Here is a 23,902-nt window from a genome sequence, read left to right as displayed (position 1 = left end):
TCCCTGTTAAAACATTTCACTAAAAGAATGAATCATACTTATAAAAGAAGGGGGAGACAGGCTGTGATGTACAAAGCGACAATATATAACTGGAAAGAGTGTAAGTATTTAAAAATAATGAATCGGTAGGATAGTTTCTTAAACAAACATCCTTTGAAATGATGGTATGAATTAATTTAGGGTCAGTATAAAAACCAACACCTAAATGTTTTAGTATGGATTCCTTTTGTGTCCAGCAGTGGATGAAAGCTCGTTCGCCATCTGATTCTATTTTCTTCAACTGGTCCAATTCTGTATTGGTCATGAATAGCTTAGCAGTATCATTCATATCTAGTTGGTAAGGTTTGAGTTCCTCGATATCAATTCCAACTGAATGGCTTAAACTAATTGCAATACAGGCCCAATTATTTGAGTGGCTTATATTAAAAGTATAAGGATGTTTATGCTTGTTAGATATGTACGGTTTGCCGTATTTAGAGTATTGGATATGGATTGAAGCAGGAGGAGTATGCAAATAATACCCGAGCAGATTTCTAAGTGCATATCTACAGGTTAAATAGCGATGTCTTTCCGTCTTATGTATAAATTGATTGGCTTTAGTGATTTCGACTGCTGAAAGTATACTGTATTGTTCCGTGTATGTTTTACTCAGGTCAATTAACCATATGGCACATTCCCCGTCGATGATGTGATGCATCTTCTCTTTAAAAACAACCATTTTCCCACCTTCTCGTTTTTTTATTTTACATTCTCATACTAATAACTTACTAAAATATGGCTATAACGCAATAGAATCAATTTAATTTTGCGTAAAATACGGATTTTTGAAACCCTTTAGACTATTAAACTTTAGGAGAAATAGTACAAGAAAAGGAGCCGTGATATGGGAAATGAGATGCATATATTTATAAAAATGTTAGTAGTTTTTATCCTAATATTGATTGCCTCCAGAAGTGTTGGAAGGCTATGCACTTATGTCGGACAACCACGTGTATTAGGGGAAATGTTAGCAGGGGTAATATTAGGACCAACATTATTTGGAGCAGTATTTCCGGGCCTGTATGCAAATTTGTTTGATGCTGATATTAAAAATATCCTGTACATGTTTAGTCATTTAGGACTGGCACTTTATATGTTTCTAGTTGGAATAGAGGTTAATTTTAAAAAGTATGATAAAAAGTTTTATCGAAACTCAGCAAAATTATCGCTATCAGGTTTTTTGGTACCCTTTGTAGCAGGAATCGCTTTGGCTTTTATTTTGAAGGATGCTTTCTTTCAAGGAGATAATTTCCTCCATTTTGCATTGTTTATTGCCATTGCAGTTTCCATGACAGCTTTTCCTATGTTGGCACGTATTCTCCAAGAAAAAAACATGATGAAGACAAAAATAGGTGGGATTACACTTTTATCTGCGAGTGTGATAGATGTCTTAGGTTGGTTGTCGCTAGCTGCAGTTATTGCTTTAGTAGAGACAAATTCCCTCAAAGGTGGAGGAGTGACATTTCTCGGAACTATAATCTTTGTCATTGTTTTATTTAAAGTATGTAAACCATTACTAGAGAGAATATTTGTAAGCGTAGTAGAAACAGGAAAGATGCATCAGGGGCTTTTAGCGCTGATACTTGTCCTCGTTTTAAGTGCAGCAGCATTTACTGATTATATAGGGGTGTATTCAGTATTTGGTGGTTTTATGATGGGGCTCATTATGCCTAAGAATAAAGTGTTTGAACAGCAGGTTCGCTCAAAATTAGAAGACATTGTAGTGGTCTTCCTTGTCCCCATTTTCTTTACGTACTCTGGGATCAACACGCAATTTACTACACTGAACGTCTCGCTGCTCATCATGTTTTTAATCATTCTTATTTTTTCATCTATCAGTAAATATGCTAGCTGTTTGATTACTATGAGGGCAGCTGGATTTGGATGGAGGGAGTCATCAGGGGTAGGTTCATTAATGAATGCCAGAGGATTAATGGAATTAATCGTACTTAATGTTGGCTTAACATATAACATTATTTCTCAAGACTTATTTAGTTTAATGGTTTGGATGGCAATTATCACGACTGCGATGGCGTTACCTGCTTATCATTTTTCGGAAAAATTCAAATTCAAGAAGGCGCTACCTTCAAATACTATCACAATAAAATAAAAGGAGAGATTTATATATGGAAGTAAAAATGGACAATCATATCTATGATGTATTAATTATTGGTGGAGGACCTGGTGGAATACAAACGGCACTTACTTATTCAGAGATATGTAGAGAAAATGGGGCTGAACCTAATATGGTTGTTCTAGAGGCTTTTAACAGAGCTGGATATAGCTTCACAAAGTATCCCGTTCACGAAAAACTTATTAGTAATAATAAATTGTATACTGGTAAACCATTTAAAAGCCGATATGCAGAAAGGTTCGATTGGAATAGCTTAATTACAAAAGAGAAGAATATATTAATGAGAAATTATAGCCAGGATTTTTATCCAAATAGGAAAGCAATTGTTGATATGTTAAATGATCTTATTGACGAATGTAATATCCCGATTAGTTATGATACTCAGTGGATTCAAACGAATAAAACAGAACAAGGGTTATTTGAGGTCATTACTACTAAAGGAACTTTTACAAGCAAAGCAGTTGTTGTAGCAACAGGTCTAAAACCTGTTATCCCAAAAATAGAGGGAATAGAGCATATAACCATGTATGAAAATATGAAAACAAAAGAATTATACAGGGACAAGCGTGTTCTAATCTTAGGGAAAGGCAATAGTGGACTTGAATGTACACAGGAGATATTAAATGAAGCGAATGTGATTATGGTAGCAAGCCCTTCCTCAGCAAAAATGGCTTACAAAACCCACTATGTTGGAAATATCCGAGCGGTTAATTCGATTTTTGCAGAAAACTATCAACTTAAACATCAAGCAGCACTGCTTGATTGCCATATAAAGAGTATAGAGAAAGTAGCAACAGGTTTTAATGTAACCGTTGAATATATTCATGCAGACGGTGAAGTTGAAACACTTTTCTTCAATGAAGTAATTGCAGCAACAGGCTTTAAGTCAAATATAGATCAACTGATAAAGGATTTTAACATCCAGTTGTTGCATAAAAAATTCCCATCGATTAATGGGGTATTTGAATCGACAGAGGTATCCAATTTGTATTTTGCAGGAGCACAAACACATGGTCTAGATTATAGAGGATATTCTACAAGTGGATTTATTCACGGATTCCGTTATAACTCACAAATACTTGCGAACCATCTAGCTGAAAAATTTAATATCAGCAAAATGGAAAAATCATTAGAACAAGATCCATCAAAGAGAATACTAGATGAGTTGAATGAATCGCCAGAATTATGGCTTCAGCCTGGATATGTTGGCTATCAATTAAAATTTGATGGGCAGCATTGGTATGAAAATGGTCATCGGACAATTAATGAATTCAAAGATTCAACATTGAACACTAATGAATTAACCATCTTTATTTCGCTGGAATATGGGGACATTAGTAAATTTGAAGAAACATTTAGTATTCCAAGAGTACCAGGGGATGCTACACAAAGTGTGCATATTCATCCAGTTATTAGAGTGAAACAAGGTGACGAAATAATTAAATATGACTTGGAAGAACATTTGGAATCAAAATTTGATGCTGATCTTTATGTTCCAGTAATAAAAGAGATAGTGACAAATGCAGTGGAAAAAGAGTCGTCATTATCCTACTAGACTATTGATTTTTTTTACAAGTTTAAAAATCTATTTTTGCAGTAATTAGGGAGGATAAAAATTGAAACAAAAAGCAGTTGTAACCGGAATGGGCGTTGTAACTCCTATTGGAATTGGGGTAGAGCAATTTTGGGCAAATTTAATTCGTGGTAAAAGTGGGGTAGAGCCCATTTCTAATTTTGATACCGAGCATTTTACTACTAAGTTTGCAGCACAAATCAAAGATTACCAAGCCGAAGACTATTTTAATAGTAAGGAAATTAAACGTATGGATGCATATACTCAATATGCATTAATTGCGACAAAAGAGGCACTCAAACAATCGCGTTTGCCCTTACAAAATATTGACCCCTATCGGATAGGTGTAATCGTTGGTTCGGGTTCTGGTGGGCTCAAGACAGTATTAGAAAATGATAAAAGGCTGATTGAACGAGGGGCTAAAAGGGTCAGCCCCTATCTTGTTTCATCTATGGTAGTAGATGCAGCCTCTAGTGAAATCACTTTATTAACTGGGGCTAAAGGGAAGAGTGGAGCCTTTGTTACTGCTTGTGCCACGGGTACAAATTGTATAGGTGAAGGTTTAAGAGCAATCCAGTGGGGTGAAGCGGATGTAATGATTGTTGGCGGAGCAGAAGGAGATTTGACCCCATTAGATCTTGCGGGATTTTCTAATATTAAAGCGTTATCAACTAGAAATGACGACCCACAAGGTGCAAGTAGACCATTTGATAAAGATAGGGATGGATTTGTACTAGGAAGTGGTGGGGGAGTTCTTATTCTTGAGTCTGAAGATTTTGCAAGAAACAGAGGGGCTACTATTCTTGCTGAAATCGCTGGATATGGCTCTACTTCAGATGCCTATCATCAGACTGCTCCTGACCCAAATGCTGAGGGAATGATGATGTCAATGAAGAAAGCTATTGAGGATGCTGGCGTAGAACTCTCTGAAATTGATTATATCAATGCTCATGGTACGAGTACAAAATACAATGATTATTATGAAACCATGGCCATTAAAAAACTGTGGGGAGAAGCAGCAACAAATATTCCTATAAGTGCAACAAAATCAATGACAGGCCATTTATTGGGGGGAGCAGGAGCGGTTGAACTAGTAGCAAGTATCTGCTCTATAAGGGAAAATCTTATACATCCTACAATCAATTGTGATCATATTGATCCTGAATTAAATCTTAACTTTGTCCCACATGAGGCATTAGCGAAACAGGTAAAAGTGGCTTTGAGTAACTCATTTGGGTTTGGTGGTCATAACGCAAGTTTAGTAGCGAAAGAATGGAATGAGTAAAGGGAGGGTGGATTATGGATATAACGAAGATGGGTTCATCATCAGCTGAAATAAATTTTCCAAACAGTGAGAAAAGTATTCATGAATTAATTGAAATGCAAGCGATTCAAACACCTAACCTTCCTGCAATTATTTTTGAAAACAAAGCTATGTCATATGCTGATTTAAATCAAAAAGCAAATCAGTTGGCAAATTATCTACTCAGTGAAGGTCTTCAGCCTGAAGAACCTGTGCTTGTATGTTTAGATCGTTCCTTTAATATGGTGATTACGCTTTTAGGTATTTTAAAAGCAGGAGGCGCTTATGTGCCGTTAGATTCAGATTACCCATCAGATAGGCTCTCATATATGGTGGAGGATATTCATTCTCCATTTTTAATTACCTCAAAAGAAAAAGAAAACTTATTTATAGCAATGAATCAATTAATAAATAAAAAAATTCTAGTAGATGAGGAGAAATGGAAAGTTCACTCTGGAGAATCCCCTTTGGTACAAGGAGATAATAATCGTTTAATGTATATTATTTACACTTCGGGCTCAACAGGAGAACCTAAAGGAGTGGCAAATACACATCAAGCATTAAACAACCGCTTACAGTGGATGCAGAATGAACATGTCTTAGGAACTGCCGATAGAGTACTCCAGAAAACCCCGTACAGTTTTGATGTTTCAGTATGGGAAATCTTTTTGCCATTAATGACCGGTGCAGCTATCGTACTGGCTAAGCCAGGAGGACATAAAGATCCCACTTACTTGTTGAATTTAATTAAAGAACAGAACGTAACAACCATACATTTTGTCCCGTCCATGTTATCTGTCTTTCTTGAAGTAATTCCAGCTAAACAGATAACATCATTGAAAAGGGTGATTTGCAGTGGTGAAGCCCTAACAAAGAAAATTGAATTAGATTTTTTTTCTAAATATGAAAATACCAATTTATATAACTACTATGGTCCAACAGAAGCTGCAATAGATGTTTCATTTTGGAAATGTACGGGTGATGAAAGTGAAAGAGTTGTACCTATTGGTTATCCGATAAGTAATACTCAATTATATATTTTAAATGAAAATCTGGCACCAGTTGTTCCTGGTGAGAGTGGCGAATTATATATCGGAGGGATTGGCCTTGCAAGAGGCTATTACAACAGAGAGGAATTAACTAGACATTCCTTTATACATCATCCAAATAAAGAGAGGGGTCGTTTATATAAAACAGGGGACTGGTGTAAGGAAAGGTCAGACGGAGCAATAGAATATATAGGAAGAAAAGATTTTCAAGTAAAGGTTCGTGGTTTTCGAGTTGAACTTGGAGAAATTGAAGCTTCTCTAGAAAAAAGAAAAGAAATAAAAAAGTGCATAGCAACACCGTGGGACCAATCTGGTGAAATGAGTATAGTAGCATATGTGCAATTTAGTAAAGGTTTTGTGCTCGAGGAGTCTGAATTGAGAGATTATCTTAATACTAAGTTGCCTGAACATATGATTCCTTCCGTATTTATAGAAGTGGAATCTATTCCATTATCATTAAATGGAAAAGTCGATAGGAAAAAGCTGCCAACTCCTTATAGAAGCAATATAGAAAGTGTCCCTACCAATGTAACGGAGCAAAAGGTGGCTGGGATTTGGAAACAACTTCTATACTTAGAGGCTGTTGATATGGATACGCCTTTTATCAAATTAGGTGGTAACTCTCTTTTCGTAGCAAGATTAGTAGGAAGAATTAATGGAACATTTAACCTTTTCCTTACTATAAAAGATGTTTTCGAAGCAAAGACCATAAGACAATTATCTATTCTCATAAATGAAAAGTATCAGGGTGGTAAAAATGAGGAGTTGGTATGCAAAGAAGTACAGAAAGGCGAAGCATCTTGCCTATCTGATGCACAAAAACGTTTATGGTTTTTAAATAAATTGGATGGTGACAGTCCTCTATATAATTTACCTCATTATATAGAAATCAATGGGTTCTTGGATACTGCTGGTTTAAAGGCGAGTCTCCATCAAACATGTATAGAAAATGATATTTTTTCCTACCGGTTTGGTGACAAGGATGGAGAACCTTACCAATATAAAGAAGTTATTGAAGGTATAACTGTATCGGAAGTTGATCTGTCAGACTATCCATTAGAATTGGCAAGAGAACAGGCAGTTAATTTTATGAAAATCGATGCAAAAATTCCTTTCTATATACAAAAAGAAAGGGTTTTTCGATTCAAGCTTTATAAATTAGCAGAAAATACGCATATTTTTTATTTTAATTTCCATCATATCATTTCAGATGGTTGGTCTGATCATGTTTTTATTCAAGCGCTCTTTAGACATTATCAATCATATATTCAAGAAAAAGAATTGAAAGAAAAAACGAAGGTAACATACCAAGATTATATTTCAATGCAATCTGCCCATTGGAATCAGCCATATATGGATGAGCAACTTGCCTTTTGGAAAAAGGAACTAGAAAAAGAGCAACCGATAGTAAACTTATCAGCTGGTAAGCAAAAGCAATCCAATTCAATGCAAGGTGAAGAGATTACCTTTTCATTACCAGAAGGAATAATAAAGGAGCTAAAAAACTATTGCAAGCATAAAGATGTAACGGTGTACACTGTATTTTTGGCTATTTATATTATATTTCTACATAGACTTTCAGGTGAACATGATATTTCTGTAGGGTCCCCTGTGGCCGGAAGAAAGCAAGCAAATTTTGAAGACATTATCGGCTTATTTGTTAATACGGTTGTTATACGAAATGAAATAGATAATGATCACAGCTTTGAACAATTCTTAAAGCAAATAAAAAATAAAGCGATGAATGTGTTTTCAAATGATGATGTTCCTTTTGAAAAGGTTGTTGAAGAGGTTAGGCCTAATAGGAAGTTGTTTGGAAGTCCTTTCTTTCAATATATGTTTGCTTTTGAAGAAATGCCAAATACAGATGTTACAGTTGAAGATTTAAACCTCAGTCCCATTAAATCTGTTTTTAATGGTTTATCGAAATTCGATTTAACATTATTTATTAAAAAAGAAGGGGCAGAATATCTAGGCAAGTGGGAATATAGAAGTGATTTATTTAGTGAAAAGATTATGAAGCAATATAATAATATTTTTCTTCAAATCCTTCAATCGGTGATGGAAAACACGCAGATTAAAATTAAAGATATTTCTATCATTAAGGAAGAGAGTAAAAGGGAGTTAATAGTAGATTTAAATAATACGAAGGTGGATTTTCCTAACTGTTGCCTACATGAGCTTTTTGAAGAACAGGTCAAAAGAACACCTTCTGCTACTGCAGCAATTTTCGAAAATGAGATTTTAACTTATGAAGAACTAGATAAGCGCGCCAATCAATTAGCACATGTTTTGATAGAAAGAGGTGTGCAACCTGATCAACCGGTAGGGTTAAGGATGGATAGGTCGTTGGGGCTTGTGGTTGCTATGCTTGGTATTTTAAAGGCAGGAGGCGCCTATTTGCCAATCGATAAGGAAGCACCTGTACAACGTGTGTATAGTTTATTAAAAAGTGCTAAATCAATTGTTTGTATCACAGATGAAAAGGGATTAGCAGCTACAAATACTACATTTATAGAATATGAATTAATAGATTCTTTCAGTACCTACAAGAGTGAAAAGCCAACGGTGAAAATATCTCCAGATCATTTGGTATCTGTATATTATACTTCGGGATCAACTGGGGCCCCTAAAGGAGTGAGTAGTACACATAGGGGTTGGGTTAATCGTATGTGTTGGATGCAAAATAAACATAAACTACAAGAAAATGAAGTAGCCTTGCAGAAGACAACTTTAACTTTCGATGATTCAGCAGTAGAGTTTTTCTGGCCATTGATGATAGGAGGAGCAGTCGCATTCATTCCTGCAGGTGCACATCGTGAACCGACAAGTATTATCGAATATGCAATACGATACAAGGTGGCTCTGCTACAATTTGTGCCAAGTATGCTCAAGATGGTTATTGAAGAAATCACACCTTTGCAGAAAGAGAAATTATCTAATTTAAGGGTTGTTGTTTCTAGTGGCGAAGCATTAAAGGCTTCATTGGTCAAAAAATTCTACGAAAAAATGCCTGGTAAATTATTTAATACCTGGGGAGCAACAGAGGTATCTATTGATTCAACGTGCTATGATTGCACGCCTGATGACGAATTTGAAACAGATATTGTATCAGTTGGACGCCCTATTGATAATAATCGGGTATACGTGCTTGATCATCAATTAAATCCACTTCCATATGGGGTCCCAGGAGATCTTTATATAGCTGGCATTGGTCTTGCCAGAGACTATTTGTATGACCCTAAAAAAACAAATGAGTCCTTTGTTGCTGATCCTTTTTTTGAAGGGGAGAAGATGTATAGAACAGGGGACAGAGGATATTTAAATGAACATGGCGAGATTATGTTCCTTGGAAGAGATGATAATCAAATTAAAATTCGAGGAATGAGAGTAGAACTTGGAGAGATAGAAAGTAGTATTGCAGCTTTAGATTTTATAAAAGAAGCCATTGTCACTGCAAATGGACAGCAATTAAGTTGTTATTACATTTTAAATGTAGGTGAAGATAAGCAGGCTTTTGATATAAGAGAACATCTAACAGAACACTTACCTTCTTATATGATACCTGCCTATTATATGAAGTTAGAGAGTTTTCCGCTGAATGCAAATGGAAAAGTAGATAGAAAAGTTCTTCCTCAACCCAATGCGGAACATCTTATGATTAATCAGGATTACGCAATTCCTGAAAGTGAGATAGAGAAAAAAGTAGCAGATATTTGGAGTGAAAGATTAGGCATTGATTCTGTTGGACTGAATGATCATTTTTTTGAATTAGGCGGCCATTCCTTATTAGGCGTACAGATTATCTCGCAAATAAACAAAGCCTTTCAAATCTCTTTAACCGTACGATCATTATTTGAAAATCCTACAGTTAAACAATTATCCAATTTGATTCAAGCTTCTACTTCTATTTCAGAATTGTCACCGATTGTTAAGGTAGCAGATAGACAAGATTGGCATCCTTTGACTGATGCACAGCAAAGAATTTGGTTTTTAGAAAAATTAAATACAGATAATACGAGTTATAACCTTCCGCTTATCTTAAAATCAACTGGCAGGTTTGATATAAATCGTTTAAATGATGCAATAAACAAACTTATTATTCGGCATGAATCATTGAGGACTCAATTTTTAGAAATCGATGGTTTTCCTTTTCAGAAGGTCATTCCTGGATATGAACAGTGTGTGAAGGTTATAGAGGCAAGTGAGGCTACTTTACAAGAGTGCATTAATCTTGAGATGAAAATGAAATTTAACCTAGAAGACCCTCCGTTAATTAGAGGAAGTGTTTTGCGATGTGAGGAACGAGATATCTTCGTACTAATACTTCACCATATTATTTGTGACGGTTGGTCTATAAATGTACTAAAAAATGAGCTTATTCAAGTTTATATGGGGAATGAGGATTGTTTTGCAGAAGAGCCAATTCAGTATTTAGATTATACTTATTGGTTGTCTAATAAGCAGAGTAAAATCCAACATCAACTAGAATATTGGAAAAAGATATTTAATGAAGATATTCCAATTATTCAGCTTCCAATGGATCATTTAGAAAATAACACAAGATATAATCATACGATTCACAAAAAAATTGATTTGAATAAAGCCAATGAAATTAGGGCTTTTGTTAGAAGCAATAAAGTAACCCCATTTATGTTTTTCTTGAGTGCATTTTATGTTCTTTTATCCCGCTTAAGTGGGCAAAAGGAAATTACTCTAGGTACACCGATTATTAATAGAAGTAATACCGAATTAGAAAAGGCAGTAGGGTTATATTTAAATACGCTACCACTTAAAGCGGATATCAATGAGCATTTGAGTTTTACCGAGTTTTTAATGAAGACAAAAGCAATTGTCTTGGGCGCATTCGAAAATCAAGATATTCCTTTTGAACAAATTGTTGAGGCTGTTCAACCTGAAAGAAATATAGACCGGAATCCGTTATTTGACATATTAATAAATTATCGGAAGTTTGAAGAGCAAAAAACGTTCAGCGTTCATGGTGAGGAAATAGCTGACCTAGAAGTAGCGGATATAACGTCTAAATTCCTGATGACTTTATATATTGAAGAGACAGCAGATCAATTTAAATTCAGTATAGCTTATCAAAATCATTTATTTTCAGTTGAGCGAATGGAAGACTTTTTTGAACAATACTTGAGTCTATTAAATACTTTTATCGCTAACAAAGAACAATCGATCCTACAACCGAGTTTAATGACGGGAAAATCAAAAAAAATATTACCTAACCCAGAGAAACCACTGTACAAAAAAAGCTATCCTTCTGTTACCGAACAGGTTGAATATTGGGCAAAGAACACGCCCGAGAAAATCGCCGTGGAAGAAGGTAATAAATTTTACTCGTATACGCAATTATCTAATTATTCTAATAAAGTGAGCGTTGGTTTACGAAGATGTGGCATTAAACCAGGGGATGTTATTGCTATTCAAGGCAAAAGAAGTTATTCGATGATAGGCACAATCGTAGGTGTATTAAAGGCAGGCGCAACATTTTTAAATATTGATAATGAACTACCTGCACAACGGGTTACTCAAATGATTGAGCAGTCAAAAGCTAAGGCTATTATTCTTATTGACAATTTAGGCATTCATCAGAGCGTTTTTTCAATTAGTACTCTCGCTACATACCATGTAGATGAGTTTGTTAATAGGTTGGAGAATTCAAGAAGTATGAAACCTATCAATCATGACAATGCTTATATATTCTTTACTTCAGGTACTACAGGTCAACCGAAAGGAATATTAGGATCTCATAATAGCCTTTCACATTTTCTCAATTGGCAAAGAAACCATTTTAGTGTCAGTAATGAAGATAGAAGTGCCCAGCTGACTCATACAACGTTTGATGTATACTTACGTGATATATTTTTACCGTTAACAAGTGGATCTACAGTTTGTGTACCTGTAGAGGATGAGGAGGAAGATATTTTTCATTGGCTCAATGAGAAAAAAATCACGCTCCTTCACGCTGTCCCGTCTATTACCATGCACTGGTTTAGAAGCGGTTTGAAGATAAAATTGCCTTCATTAAGGCACATATTTTTTGCCGGTGAACCGTTACCTGATTATTTGGTAGAGAAGTGGAGAGAGGTAACATGTGCCCAGGTCAATAATTTTTACGGTCAAACGGAAACAACTTTAGCCAAGAGCAGTTGTCCCATCGATTCAGCATTACAAAGTAATACAGTAATGCCTATTGGTAGCCCTATTTCTGATGCTCAACTTCTTATTGTGAATAAAAGTGGTGATCAATGTGGAGTTGGTGAAATGGGTGAAATTACAATAAGAACACCTTATATGTCTAAGGGCTATATTAATTCCCGAGACAAGATATTTGAACAACATAAATGGTCAGGTTCTTCAGATGATGTGTTGTATAGGACAGGTGATTTGGGGAGATATCGTCCAGATGGATTAATTGAGATTTTGGGTAGGAAAGATCATCAAATAAAAATAAGAGGTGTAAGAGTAGATAAGAATGAAGTAGCAGCTGCTATCGTTAATGAAACTCAAATCACTGATTGTGCAGTAATAGATGTAAATACAGATGACGATGTTCACTTAATTGCTTTTGTTGTAGTAAACAAGGAAATGTTTAATCCGAATGAACTACGGATTCGGTTGAGAGAAGTACTGACATTGTCGATGATACCTAATAAATTTATATCCATACCAGAAATTCCTGTTACGAAAAATGGAAAAGTAGATGTATCGAAGTTAATGGCTTGGTCTAGTCAACAGGAACACATCACTGGCTCTTATTCTTTTCAAACAAATATGGAAAAGGATATGAAAAGAATATGGGATCATCTTCTACCAGGAAAAGTGATACGTCCCGATGATAATTTCTTTGAATTGGGTGGCTATTCTTTGCTAATTGTACGTATGATTGCCGCTGTAAAAGATGAAATTGGCAAGGATTTATCCTTAATTGATATTTTTAAATACCCTACGATACGAAGCTTAACGGCCTATCTTTCTCTAAAATCATGTCAAAGTGGTAATAAGACCGTAGCTGTGAGAAAAGTTGAGCGAATAAAAAGAACAGTTACTTATAGTGGAAAGGAGTGAAAAAATGGACGAGTCATTAGAAGAAAATGTGTATCTTCTACCGGCTTCTTTTGGACAAAAGAGAATATGGTATTTTGAAAAGTTATTTCAAAAGAGTCCAACTTATAATATTCCTTTTATCTTTAAGCTTAGTGGTAGATTAAATGAAAACATACTAGAACTTTCAATTATGAAAATGATTGAAAGGCATGAAATATTTCGAACGACATTTCTTGAAGTGGATGGAGAGCCAGTACAAAAAGTTTCTGTCTCTTCTCCAACTTTTAAATTGATAATGAAAAATAAGCAAGAAATTGAAGAGGAAGTAAAGTTAGAAGAGTATATACAGAGCTTTGCCAAAAAAGCATTTGATATCGAAAAGGGTCCTCTCATTAATTTTGAATTAATTAAAATCGATGAGCATTTTCATTACTTTCTTTTTAATGTACACCATATTATTTATGATGCGTGGTCCTTAGATATATTCAAAAAAGAACTTTTAAATATATATACACACTTAGAAAAAGGGGATGAGCTTCAAATTAGCGATCCTGAATATCACTATGCGGATTTTGCTAATTGGGAAAGTGAGTCACTTCTTGATGGGAAACTAGAACAGAGTATTGGCTTCTGGAAGGAATACTTGAAAGATGCTTCTCCCTTTTTACAATTACAAGCTGATTTCCCAAGACCAAGAGAACAGACCTACAGCGGCAACAATATTAGGCTATCTTTTCCTAACGAGTTGGTAGGAAAGGTAAGGGAGTATACTCAAAAGAGTGGATCCACAATGAACGCCTTTTTTATGGCAGCCTATTTTATTTTGCTTTATAGATATACCGGTCAAAAAGATATTGTCATAGGTAGTCCAATATCTAATAGAAAAGCAGCATTTACCGAAGATATGATTGGATTTATTGTTAATACACTTCCTATCCGTATGTCTTTAAAACCCTATAGTAAATTTTCATCCGTATTGAAAAAGACAATCAAATCTTTTCTAAATGTATACGAAAACAGTACGGTTCCATTTGAGAGAATTGTCCAAGAGGTTAATCCCAAAAGGGAAAACTCTTATCATCCGATATTTCAGGTTCTATTTACTTACCATGAGCAAAGAACAGAAGTTGAACAATGTTTAAAAGTCGAGTATGAAAAAATTAATACAGGTACATCAAAGTTTGATAAGGTGCTGTATATAAATGCTGAAGGAAATCAAGCATATGCAGAAATTGAGTACAACCCTGATATTTTAAGCAAGCAATCAATGGAAAGGTTCATTAACCATTATATTCAATTAGTTCAAGATATTATGGCGGATCCTAATAAGCCAATATCTAAATTGAGCTTTATGAGTAAGCATGAAATTGCCGAATTAACAAGCTTTAATATGAAGGGAAGGCCGCCATCTTATATCCATGATAGGATTGCCTATCACTCTCTTCATAAGCCAAATGCCTGCGCTGTCAAAACAGATTCAGGCAGTTATACTTTTGCAGAATTGGAGAGAAAGAGTAATCAAATTGCAGCCATAATAAGAAGAAGCGGTAGTAAACAAGGGAGCATAATAGGTCTTTCCATGAGTCGGACTTTAGAGCAAATAGCGGCAATATTGGGAATTATCAAAAGTGGGTGTGCGTATTTACCAATTGATCCGTCGCTTCCTGTAAACAGGATGAATTTTATGCTTAGTGATGCAAATGCTCCGCTTTTGTTGACTGATAAAGTAGTGAATCAACATGGGGTTCCTTATCAGATTATCAACATAAAAGAGGCAATGCAATCAGAGCTGGATAAACCACTCCTGTGTTTAAAGGAATTGCCTCCAGATGAGATGCTAGCATATGTAATATATACATCGGGTTCATCCGGCAAACCAAAAGGAGTTAAAGTTACACATGCATCATTGCTCAATCATATTGATGATTACTTAGAAGTGTTTCCTTATCAAGAAAGTGAAAGGGTCTTACAAAACATAAATTTTACATTTGATGCGTCAATAACCGAAATATTTGGTTCGCTGATAGGAGGAGGTACACTGGTTCTCACGAAACAAGAGAATCAATTTGATATCGCTTATTTAGCGAATTTAATGTATCAAGAAAGAGTCACGAGAGCACAGCTGTTTCATAGTTTAATAGATAAATTGAATGATCAACCTCTATTTAATAATAATGACTCGCTTCGAATGGTTTTCACAGGAGGTGAAGCACTTAATAGGAAAATAGTGGAAAAATTCTATGAATCGATTAATATCGATGCAACACTAGTCAACTTATATGGACCAACAGAAGCGACTGTTGCGGCAAGTTATCATATATGTAGTAAAACATATCCTAACGTTACGATGCCAATAGGGAAAAACTTTGAAGGTTACCAACTAATAGTATTAGATGAGAATCTTCAACTCGTTCCTAAAGGCGTTGAAGGAGAATTGTTTATTGGTGGTCCAAGTGTATCACAGGGGTATATTAACAATGAAGAGTTAACAAAAAACACATTTATTACTTTAGATGTAATTGGACAAAATCAAATGTTTTACAAAACAGGGGACATTGTGAAGCAACTGGCAAGCAATGAGTTTTTGTTTATATCAAGGAAGGATTCCCAAGTAAAGATTAGAGGTTTTCGAATAGAATTAAACGAGATAAAAAGTACCATTCTAGATTACCCTGAGATAACAGATGCTGCAGTCGTTACACATATAAATAATGGAGAAAATCAAATCTATGCTTTTCTTGTTAAAAATAAAGATAGTCAAATAATAGCTGCAAACATAAAACGGAGACTGCAACAAGTGCTTCCGCATTATATGGTACCAGCATCCTTTGTTTGGGTGGATGAAATTCCCCTCTCCTCAAATGGTAAACTTCTCGTCAACGAATTGCCTTTTGAGCGAAATGACCTTGTGAGCAAAGTGAAGTTAATGCCAAAGAGCAATGTGGAAGTCAAACTTTGTCACATTTGGCAAGAGGTATTAGGTATTAAAGAATTGGGGGTTAAAGAGGATTTCTTTGATCTCGGTGGTTACAGTATTAAAGCCATTGAAGTAGTTGCCGCCGTTCGAAAAGAGTTTAATGTCAGTATGACGATTTCTGACTTATTTAAGTATAGAACGATTGAGCAATTGAGTGAATTTATTGAAGATGGGAACAAAGTGAAAGTTGATAATAATGTAGTTGTTTTAAAGCAATCAGATACAACTCACCCTCCATTATTTTTGATTCATCCGGGAGGTGGGGGGGCACTCTGTTATATGCCACTCGTGAAAGATATGTCTATAAATCTTACTATATATGGAATAGAATCCATTGGATATGGAGATAATCAGCAGCCATTAAATACTATACAAGAGATGGCAGTTAAATATGTGGAGGAAGTATTACAAATTCAAACGGAAGGTCCATACAGAATAGCTGGTTGGTCCATGGGTGGGACAATTGCGGTAGAAATGGCAAGAATATTAGAAGAGCGAAACTATCATGTATCATCAGTTATACTTTTTGATGCTCACCCTTTTCATAACTTGCAGTCAGTAGCTAATAGGGATCCATTAATCGTATGGGCACATAGTTTAGGGATGGACTTAGAGGCATTTAGTCAACTTTCAAATAAGGATAAATATACAGAAGTCTTAGAGAGAGCGATTAGAAAAGGTGTACTACCTAAAGGCTCAGAACAAGAGGATGTAAAAAGAATCATTGAAGTAATGGGGAAGAATAACATTGCATGTGAGTCGTATAAGTTTGTTCAAGAAATTACTTCAGATTTAGTTCTTTTTAAATGTAAAAAAATTGATGAGACTCAGCCTCATGCACTTGTTGATGAAAATATTTGGCGGAATAGGACGTTAGGCAAGGTAACGGTCATACCAGTTGATGGTAATCATAATAATTTACTGGAATCTCCACATTCTGTAGTAATAGGAACAATGATGGATCAATTATTATCGTTAAAGGAGATGAAGCAAATTGAGAATGACAGGAAGAGTCAAGAGTCCCCCGCATGAAATCATGAATAAGCTTATATTATATCCGCAGCTATTGTTTGAGTCAGATAACTATCTAGAACATTATCTATCTATTGAAAAAGTGCTCATAAAATCTTATGAGGAAATGAATTTAATTAATACAACAGATGCTGTAAAACTCTTAGAAAGTGTAAAATCTGTACAAAAAGAAAATATTATTAAAAGCGCCTATTCTAATATGAATGATATTGCCTTTTCTATTGAAAAGGCAATTGATGAGAACTTGGGTAAGCCAGTATTAAATTGGCATTTAGACAGAAGCAGAAATGATTTACAGGCATGCGGACAGTTAATGTATGCAAGGGATTCATGGATCAGTCTAATTCAAAAATTTCAAAAGCTCTTGATAGAGTTATGGGCACTGGCTTCTAAGTATAAAAGGACGATTATGCCAGGCTATACACACTTTCAAACGGCGCAGGTGATGAGTGTCGGATTCTATCTGACTGCCATAAGCCGTCATATACAGAAGACATTGGAGAAAATGGTTCTTTGTTTGGAGTCTATAAATGAAAGTTGTCCATTAGGCTCTGGGGCAATGTCAGGTCAGGAGTATCCATGGGATTTGGAAATGATGGCAAATGATCTAGGTTTCGATTCATTTGGTGGACATGCTTTAGTATGTGTGGCATCACGGGATTGGATTTTAGAAATAGGAGAGAGTCTGGCATTCTTTGGTGTTAATATGAGCCGTTTCATGACAGATATGATGAACTGGGGGAGTAGTGAATATCAATTCCTTCATTTTCCTGATGAACTAGTAGGTATCTCTTCCTCCATGCCACAAAAAAGAAATCTTCCTATACTAGAGAGAATTAGAGGAAAAACAAGTCATCTAATTAGTTATTATCAGGATTTTATGTTGGGTCAACGGAATACACCCTTTAGTAATCTAGTGGAGGTTTCAAAGGAATCATCGAGCAACCTACCACGGCTTTTCCAAACAGCAAATGACATTGCGGATCTTCTGCTACTTATTTTTGAGAATATTGATTTCAATATAAATAAGATGAAAAAAAGGTGTGAAGAGGATTACCTTGGTGGATTTACGTTAGCCAATTATTTATCAGCTAAAGAAGGCATTCCTTATCGTAAGGCCCAAGTCATTTCAGGTGAATTCATCACCTTAGCAATCAATGAGGGAATTGCGCCAAAAAAACTACCCATTTTATTATTATCACAAGTCTGCGAGCGGTATGGCTATAAACAGCTTCAGATAAATCAAGCTACTTTAGTTGATATATTTGACCCAGAAAAAGCCTTGTTTGTAAAAATTACAGCCGGATCTGTTCACCCTGAAGAAGTAAATGAAATCATAGAGTGTCAGAAAAGGCAAAACGCAGAGTTTATTCGTCGTTTTAATCGGATAACAGAAAAGGTGACCGAGGCAAAGCAGAGATTAGATAAATGGGTGCCCGGAAAGGAAAATGTAAATGATTAAGGAAGCCAAAATGGTATGTGATAACGAAGTGATTACCGGTGTTGGTAGAGCATGTGGTACCTTTGGAGAATTCCTACAAGGGATCCTACCAGATAATCAGGAATTTTTAGTCACTTTTCCAATTAATCGGTTTTCGACTTGCTATTTTAACTCATCCCCATCTGCTCAAGAGTTAGAAGTTTTTCCTCCCCATAAGAAAAAAACTAGACAATTAGCTATTAATATTTTGTCTTATTTTAACTTACCTACAGGAGGAAGACTGGAAATAGATAGTGAGCTTGTTGAGGGGAAAGGGTTGGCGAGTTCGACTGCTGATATGGTGGCAGCTATAAGGGCAATAGAAGACTGTTACCCAATTAAGATTCCTATTTATCTTTTAGAAGAGATGATGAGAAGAATTGAGCCCTCCGATGGCATTATGTATGAAGGCGTTGTGTCTTATTACCATCGCGAAGTTAAGATTAGAGGCAACTTTGGTAGTTGTCCACCATTAACCGTTCTTGCAATTGATGAAGGTGGGGTAGTAGATACAATTGAGTTCAACCACCAAATTAAACCATTTGATCAAAAAGAAAAGGTAGAATATGAACGTCTTTTACAACAGGCAGAAGGTGCTATTGTAGTAGGCGATGTGAACTTATTGGGGCAGGTAGCGACAAGAAGTACAGAGATGAATCAAAAGGTTAGACCGAAATTGTTAATAGATAAAATGAAAAGAATTAATCAAGAAATAGGAGGGGTTGGTATAGTTACAGCTCATAGTGGTACTTATATTGGAGTTTTACTATCGGATACGGATCCCAATTATATAGATAAATTGAAAAAGGGTATTGAAAAGTTTAAATCCTTTGGACTAAGTGCTGAAGTCTTTCACTCCCTACCCTCTACAAGAGAAGGCGGGGGGTGGCTTTGGTGAATGATAGTATGATCAATCTGATAGGTAGGACACCAGCAGTCAGGCTACGGCTGGAAGCAAATAGTGTCGCACCGGTTTATGCAAAGTTAGAGATGAATAATCCTTTCGGTATGAAGGATCGCGTAGCAAAAAAGGCAATTTATGAAGCAATCAATGCGGGAATTTTAAAACCTGGAGGCGTCATTGTAGAAAGTTCTTCAGGTACATTGGCTATGGGAGTCACATTAGTAGGAACGTATCTTGGCTATGATGTGCATATTATTACGGATCCACGTATTGATCAGTTAACGTTGGCGAAAATGAAGGCTTTGGGAGCCAATGTTCATATTGTAAAAGAAATGGAAGAGGAGGGAGGGTGGCAAAGGGCGAGACTTAATTACCTTCATCGTTTTATGGAAAGCCACCCCAATGCCTTTTGGCCAAGACAATATGAAAATCCTAATAACCCCCTTGCTTATGAGGATTTGGCCAATGACTTAATCATTGATATCGGTAGAGTTGATTATTTGGTAGCGGCAGTGGGAAGTGGAGGGTCCTTATGTGGAACGGCTAAAGCTTTAAAAAAGGAGAATCCCTCATTAAAGGTAATTGCAGTAGATGCAGTAGGAAGTGCGATTTTCCAACAAAAAGATCAGCCTCACAGACTCCAAGGAGGATTGGGGAATAGCTTGAAGCCGCAAAATGTTGATTACTCCATAATAGATAGTGTGCATTGGCTGAATGATCAGGAAGCTTTTTCATGGACTTTAGAACTTGCTAGACATGAGAAGATATTTGCTGGAAACAGTTCGGGGAGTGTTTATGCTGTAAGCAGATGGCTAAGTACACAAGTCAACAAAGACAATGTGATTGTTGGCATTTTTCCAGACAGAGGAGATCGATATTTTCATTCAATATATGATGAGAAGTATTTAAGGAAACACGGTATCATAAGCAATTGTTTAAACATGAATCCTGTCGAGGAAAAGGATATTAAGGATGTGTGTAATTGGTCATATACCCATATCAATCGAGGGGAGAAAGTGAATGAAAAAGTTGCTGTTTATTGAATCTAATACGACTGGTACAGGAATGCTGGCACTGGAAAAAACGGTGGAACTAGGGTTAAGGCCAGTGTTCATAACAAATAATTCTAGCCGTTATGAGCAATTGACATTAATTGATTGTGAGGTTGTTATAGCAGAAACGAATGATTTAGAAGGCTTGAAAAATACAATTTTGAATCACTTTACATTAGAAGAGATTGCAGGTATTACAACAACAAGTGAATTTTATATTTATACTGTCGCATGTTTGAATCGCCTTTTTCATTTTTCTGGTAATTCGCCAGATACAATCAAAATTGTAAGAAATAAGTCTGCTGTTAGACAGGTATTAAGAGAATGCTCAGAACTCTATCAGCCATATTTTAGATTAGTAGAATCAGAGCAAGACTTAGAATTATTAAAAGGTGAACTTAATTATCCAGTCATTGTAAAGCCAATTGATGATAGTGGGTCCAATTTCGTACGTAAATGTATGGACTATCCATCATTATCTGCATATGCAAAAGAGATAATGAGAATTACTCATAATGTCAGAGGTCAAACGAAAAAACAAGGAGCTTTGATCGAAGAGTATATAGAAGGGCAAGAATACAGCGTAGAAGTTTTTTCCGTTAAAGGTAAACATCATCTGATAGGAGTGACCGAAAAACAATTAAATAAGGGAGATTTTTTTATAGAAAGTGGTCATGTATTTCCAGCTAGGATAGATGAAAATCTTAAAGGAATAATTGAAAAAGGGGTTTTACTTATTCTTGAAAGTTTACTTTGGAAATCAGGACCTGCTCATCTAGAGATAAAGATAAAAGATAATAAAGTATTTTTAGTGGAGTTTAATGGGAGACTTGCAGGAGGTATGATACCTGAACTTATAAAATATGCAACTGGAGTGGATCTGCTTAAAGAACAATTAAAGAATGCATCAGGAATTGAACCGTTAATTGAGGAAAAAAAGTCATTAACTGCAGGTATCAAATTTTTAGTGCCTAGTGTGTCAGGGGAAATAAAAGAATTGCATAATGTTAAATCTCATAGTGATATAAAAGAGGTTCGTTATTCTAAAGTACCTGGTGACTATGTAAAGAAAGCGGAAAATGCGTATGGCCGAATAGGTTATATGGTGGTAGCCTCACGAACTTATAGTGAAATGAAATGTTTATTGGATGGTTTTGAACAATCAATGCTAATTGAGGAGTGTGTACATGATCAATTATTTAAGTGATACAATTACGTTGCCAACAGATGCCATGATGCAATCAATACAAGAAGCAAAGCTAGGTGATGATGTTTATGGGCAGGATGAAACAGTAAATCATCTTGAAGAATTTGCTGCAAAGTTAACAGGGAAAGAAGCGGCCTGCTTTATGCCGAGTGGTACAATGGCGAATTTAGCTTCTATCATGGCTTACTGTCCAAGAGGAACAAAAGCACTCGTTGGTGATGAATCTGATATCTATATTTTTGAAGCTGGAGGAGCTTCAGTTTGCGGGGGGATTATGTACGAACCTATTCGTACACAGTCTGATGGAAGTCTCTCTATAGAAGATTTAACCAACGCTATTCCAATCGATAAGAACGATCCACAATTTGCTCTGCCGGCGTTAATCTGTCTTGAGAATACACATAACAGGTGTGGAGGGAAAGCGTTAAGCTTAGATTACTTAAGTGAGATAAAGCGTTTTGGGGATGAAAATCATATCCCTATCTATATGGACGGGGCCCGTGTCTTTAATGCAGCTCTCTCATTAGGTGTCGATATAAAAGAGATTACACAGCATGTGGACTCTTTACAATTTTGTTTATCAAAAGGGTTATCGGCACCTGTAGGCTCGATTGTATCAGGTACAAAACAACACATTAACGAAGTACGAAGAATTAGAAAAATGTTGGGTGGAGGAATGCGCCAGACGGGAATTTTAGCAGCTCCCGCCTTGGTGGCCCTTCAAACCATGATAGATAGACTGACAGAAGATCATCAGAAAGCGAAAAGACTTGCGAAAGAATTAGAAGCGATTGATGGGATTGAGGTTGAAACAAAGGATGTACATTCAAATATAATCATGTTCAAAATCATTAATGAAAATTTCACTTGGAAGTCATTTCTTGAGGCTGCAGAAAAAAATAATGTAATATTTTCTGAGATGGGATATGGTAGAATACGAGCGGTTATTCATAGACATATTACAGATGACGATATCACTTCAACAATTAAGATCATAAAAGAGATACTACATTCTAATATTATTAAAGCCTACTAGCATACTGTTTTATAGTATGCTTTATTTCTTCTTTGATGGCGTTAGATATTTCTTGATCATTAATTGAATCTGCTATGCTTAATGCTTTGTTAACATGTAACTCACCATTTCTGGAATCCCCTTTTAAATAGTGAATTTCAGCAAGGGAGTGTAGTGATTGGCTACAGAAAGCATATTTCCTTTCAAAAGAAAATATATTTACTGCTTCATCGAAGTATTGTTGGGCGATATCTAAATCGTTTTTTCGCTTATGTAGAATGCCCAATAGATATCTTACTTCTCCTGCACAATAAAATAAGTGATTAGATTGTAAGTAGTACTCTAGGCGATAACAAATATCAAAGCATTCACTATCTCTATGATTTTCATAGTAAAGACAGGCCAGATTATAGGCTACTCTAGGGAAGAGGGACTTATCCTCAATATAGGGACTATTTTCTAAAGCTTTGTATGATGAAATAAAAAGACGAAGAGCCTCTTTTAGTTTATTTTGTTCTAAGAGTAATAATCCAAGAGAATTCGTAATATTAATATCTATTTCGTTAATTATTTTTCCGTTTTGGATGAGTTTCCGCAGCAGTATTTCAGCTTTTTCAGGGTTTTGGTCTCGTTTATGATAAAGAACTGCCTCAATCCAACTTAGAAATCTGAGGAATTGTCGGTTGTTTAATAAAGGGTTGTTATTAGAGAAATTTTTTGCCTCTTCATAGTGGTATTGTAAAGTGATAAAATCTAATTGATAGAGACTCTCTCGGCAAAGCCTCTTAAATTTTTGTACGTAGGATATAAGTTCTGCTTCATCATTATCTGATAAAATGTATTCAATAGGGATATTAAGTTTCATGCAGATCTCTTTCAGTATATCCAATCTAGGCAGTTGCTGTCCTTTTTCGATACGATATAAAGTGGATTCATCACATATATTATCAGCTAAATATTGCCTAGAAAACCCGTTTTTCTTTCGATAATAGGCAATTTTTTCACCTGTTTTCTCCAAAAGACCAATCCTCCTAATGAAATATGTCTAAATATTGCGTAAATACAT

General features: G+C 35.6%; 12 protein-coding genes. 10 read left to right on the top strand and 2 right to left on the bottom strand.

Going from position 1 to position 23,902, the window contains the following annotated elements; translation table 11 throughout:
• Nucleotides 1-19: 19 nt before the first annotated feature.
• Nucleotides 20-718, bottom strand: coding sequence for a 4'-phosphopantetheinyl transferase superfamily protein (locus MKX67_RS22145; RefSeq protein WP_307316496.1), 699 nt, complete (start codon nucleotides 716-718; stop codon nucleotides 20-22).
• 165 nt (nucleotides 719-883) lie between these two features.
• On the opposite strand from MKX67_RS22145, the gene MKX67_RS22140 reads away from it, so the two are divergent.
• The 10 genes from MKX67_RS22140 (at nucleotide 884) to MKX67_RS22095 (ending at nucleotide 22,857) form a co-directional block, all read left to right on the top strand.
• On the top strand, nucleotides 884-2,149 hold the full coding sequence (locus tag MKX67_RS22140; RefSeq protein WP_095371506.1) for a cation:proton antiporter: 1,266 nt from the start codon (nucleotides 884-886) through the stop codon (nucleotides 2,147-2,149).
• A 16-nt stretch (nucleotides 2,150-2,165) separates the two neighbouring features.
• A complete protein-coding gene (locus MKX67_RS22135; RefSeq protein WP_342488771.1) occupies nucleotides 2,166-3,728 on the top strand; it encodes an NAD(P)-binding domain-containing protein in 1,563 nt (520 codons plus the stop codon).
• A 61-nt stretch (nucleotides 3,729-3,789) separates the two neighbouring features.
• Nucleotides 3,790-5,031: a beta-ketoacyl-ACP synthase II gene (gene fabF / locus MKX67_RS22130; RefSeq protein WP_307316500.1), complete on the top strand. Its 1,242-nt coding sequence runs from the start codon at nucleotides 3,790-3,792 to the stop codon at nucleotides 5,029-5,031.
• A 14-nt stretch (nucleotides 5,032-5,045) separates the two neighbouring features.
• Nucleotides 5,046-13,190: an amino acid adenylation domain-containing protein gene (locus MKX67_RS22125; RefSeq protein ID WP_342488770.1), complete on the top strand. Its 8,145-nt coding sequence runs from the start codon at nucleotides 5,046-5,048 to the stop codon at nucleotides 13,188-13,190.
• 4 nt (nucleotides 13,191-13,194) lie between these two features.
• A complete protein-coding gene (locus tag MKX67_RS22120) occupies nucleotides 13,195-17,178 on the top strand; it encodes an amino acid adenylation domain-containing protein (RefSeq protein ID WP_342488769.1) in 3,984 nt (1,327 codons plus the stop codon).
• Entirely contained in the window at nucleotides 17,147-18,640 is a 1,494-nt protein-coding gene (locus MKX67_RS22115) for a lyase family protein (protein WP_322909916.1), read from the top strand. The genes MKX67_RS22120 and MKX67_RS22115 overlap by 32 nt, the downstream gene beginning before the upstream one ends.
• Nucleotides 18,633-19,556 carry a kinase gene (locus MKX67_RS22110; RefSeq protein ID WP_095371510.1) on the top strand — a complete coding sequence of 308 codons (924 nt, stop codon included), beginning with the start codon at nucleotides 18,633-18,635 and terminating at the stop codon, nucleotides 19,554-19,556. Before MKX67_RS22115 ends, MKX67_RS22110 begins: the two co-directional genes overlap by 8 nt.
• A complete protein-coding gene (locus tag MKX67_RS22105; RefSeq protein ID WP_340976903.1) occupies nucleotides 19,550-20,605 on the top strand; it encodes a cysteine synthase family protein in 1,056 nt (351 codons plus the stop codon). Before MKX67_RS22110 ends, MKX67_RS22105 begins: the two co-directional genes overlap by 7 nt.
• Nucleotides 20,583-21,821: an ATP-grasp domain-containing protein gene (locus tag MKX67_RS22100; protein WP_095371512.1), complete on the top strand. Its 1,239-nt coding sequence runs from the start codon at nucleotides 20,583-20,585 to the stop codon at nucleotides 21,819-21,821. The genes MKX67_RS22105 and MKX67_RS22100 overlap by 23 nt, the downstream gene beginning before the upstream one ends.
• A complete protein-coding gene (locus MKX67_RS22095; RefSeq protein WP_322909858.1) occupies nucleotides 21,802-22,857 on the top strand; it encodes a GntG family PLP-dependent aldolase in 1,056 nt (351 codons plus the stop codon). Before MKX67_RS22100 ends, MKX67_RS22095 begins: the two co-directional genes overlap by 20 nt.
• Here the strand turns inward: MKX67_RS22095 and MKX67_RS22090 are convergent.
• Complete coding sequence (locus MKX67_RS22090; protein ID WP_157733856.1) at nucleotides 22,844-23,854, bottom strand: helix-turn-helix transcriptional regulator; 1,011 nt, start codon at nucleotides 23,852-23,854, stop codon at nucleotides 22,844-22,846. The two genes, MKX67_RS22095 and MKX67_RS22090, sit on opposite strands and share 14 nt — an antisense overlap.
• Nucleotides 23,855-23,902 lie beyond the last annotated feature (48 nt).

The sequence above is a fragment of the Cytobacillus sp. FSL W7-1323 genome (assembly GCF_038595015.1).
GTDB classification, from domain to species: domain Bacteria; phylum Bacillota; class Bacilli; order Bacillales; family Cytobacillaceae; genus Cytobacillus; species Cytobacillus kochii.
This window is presented reverse-complemented; position numbering and strand designations above follow the sequence as displayed.

Excerpts from the sequence above, each read along its gene's own strand:
- MKX67_RS22140 (WP_095371506.1), top strand. The coding sequence starts at position 884 with ATGGGAAATGAGATGCATATATTTATAAAAATGTTAGTAGTTTTTATC.
- MKX67_RS22135 (WP_342488771.1), top strand. The coding sequence starts at position 2,166 with ATGGAAGTAAAAATGGACAATCATATCTATGATGTATTAATTATTGGT.
- MKX67_RS22125 (WP_342488770.1), top strand. The coding sequence starts at position 5,046 with ATGGATATAACGAAGATGGGTTCATCATCAGCTGAAATAAATTTTCCA.
- MKX67_RS22110 (WP_095371510.1), top strand. The coding sequence starts at position 18,633 with ATGATTAAGGAAGCCAAAATGGTATGTGATAACGAAGTGATTACCGGT.
- MKX67_RS22145 (WP_307316496.1), bottom strand. The coding sequence starts at position 718 with ATGGTTGTTTTTAAAGAGAAGATGCATCACATCATCGACGGGGAATGT.
- MKX67_RS22115 (WP_322909916.1), top strand. The coding sequence starts at position 17,147 with ATGACAGGAAGAGTCAAGAGTCCCCCGCATGAAATCATGAATAAGCTT.
- MKX67_RS22100 (WP_095371512.1), top strand. The coding sequence starts at position 20,583 with ATGAAAAAGTTGCTGTTTATTGAATCTAATACGACTGGTACAGGAATG.
- MKX67_RS22120 (WP_342488769.1), top strand. The coding sequence starts at position 13,195 with ATGGACGAGTCATTAGAAGAAAATGTGTATCTTCTACCGGCTTCTTTT.
- MKX67_RS22095 (WP_322909858.1), top strand. The coding sequence starts at position 21,802 with ATGATCAATTATTTAAGTGATACAATTACGTTGCCAACAGATGCCATG.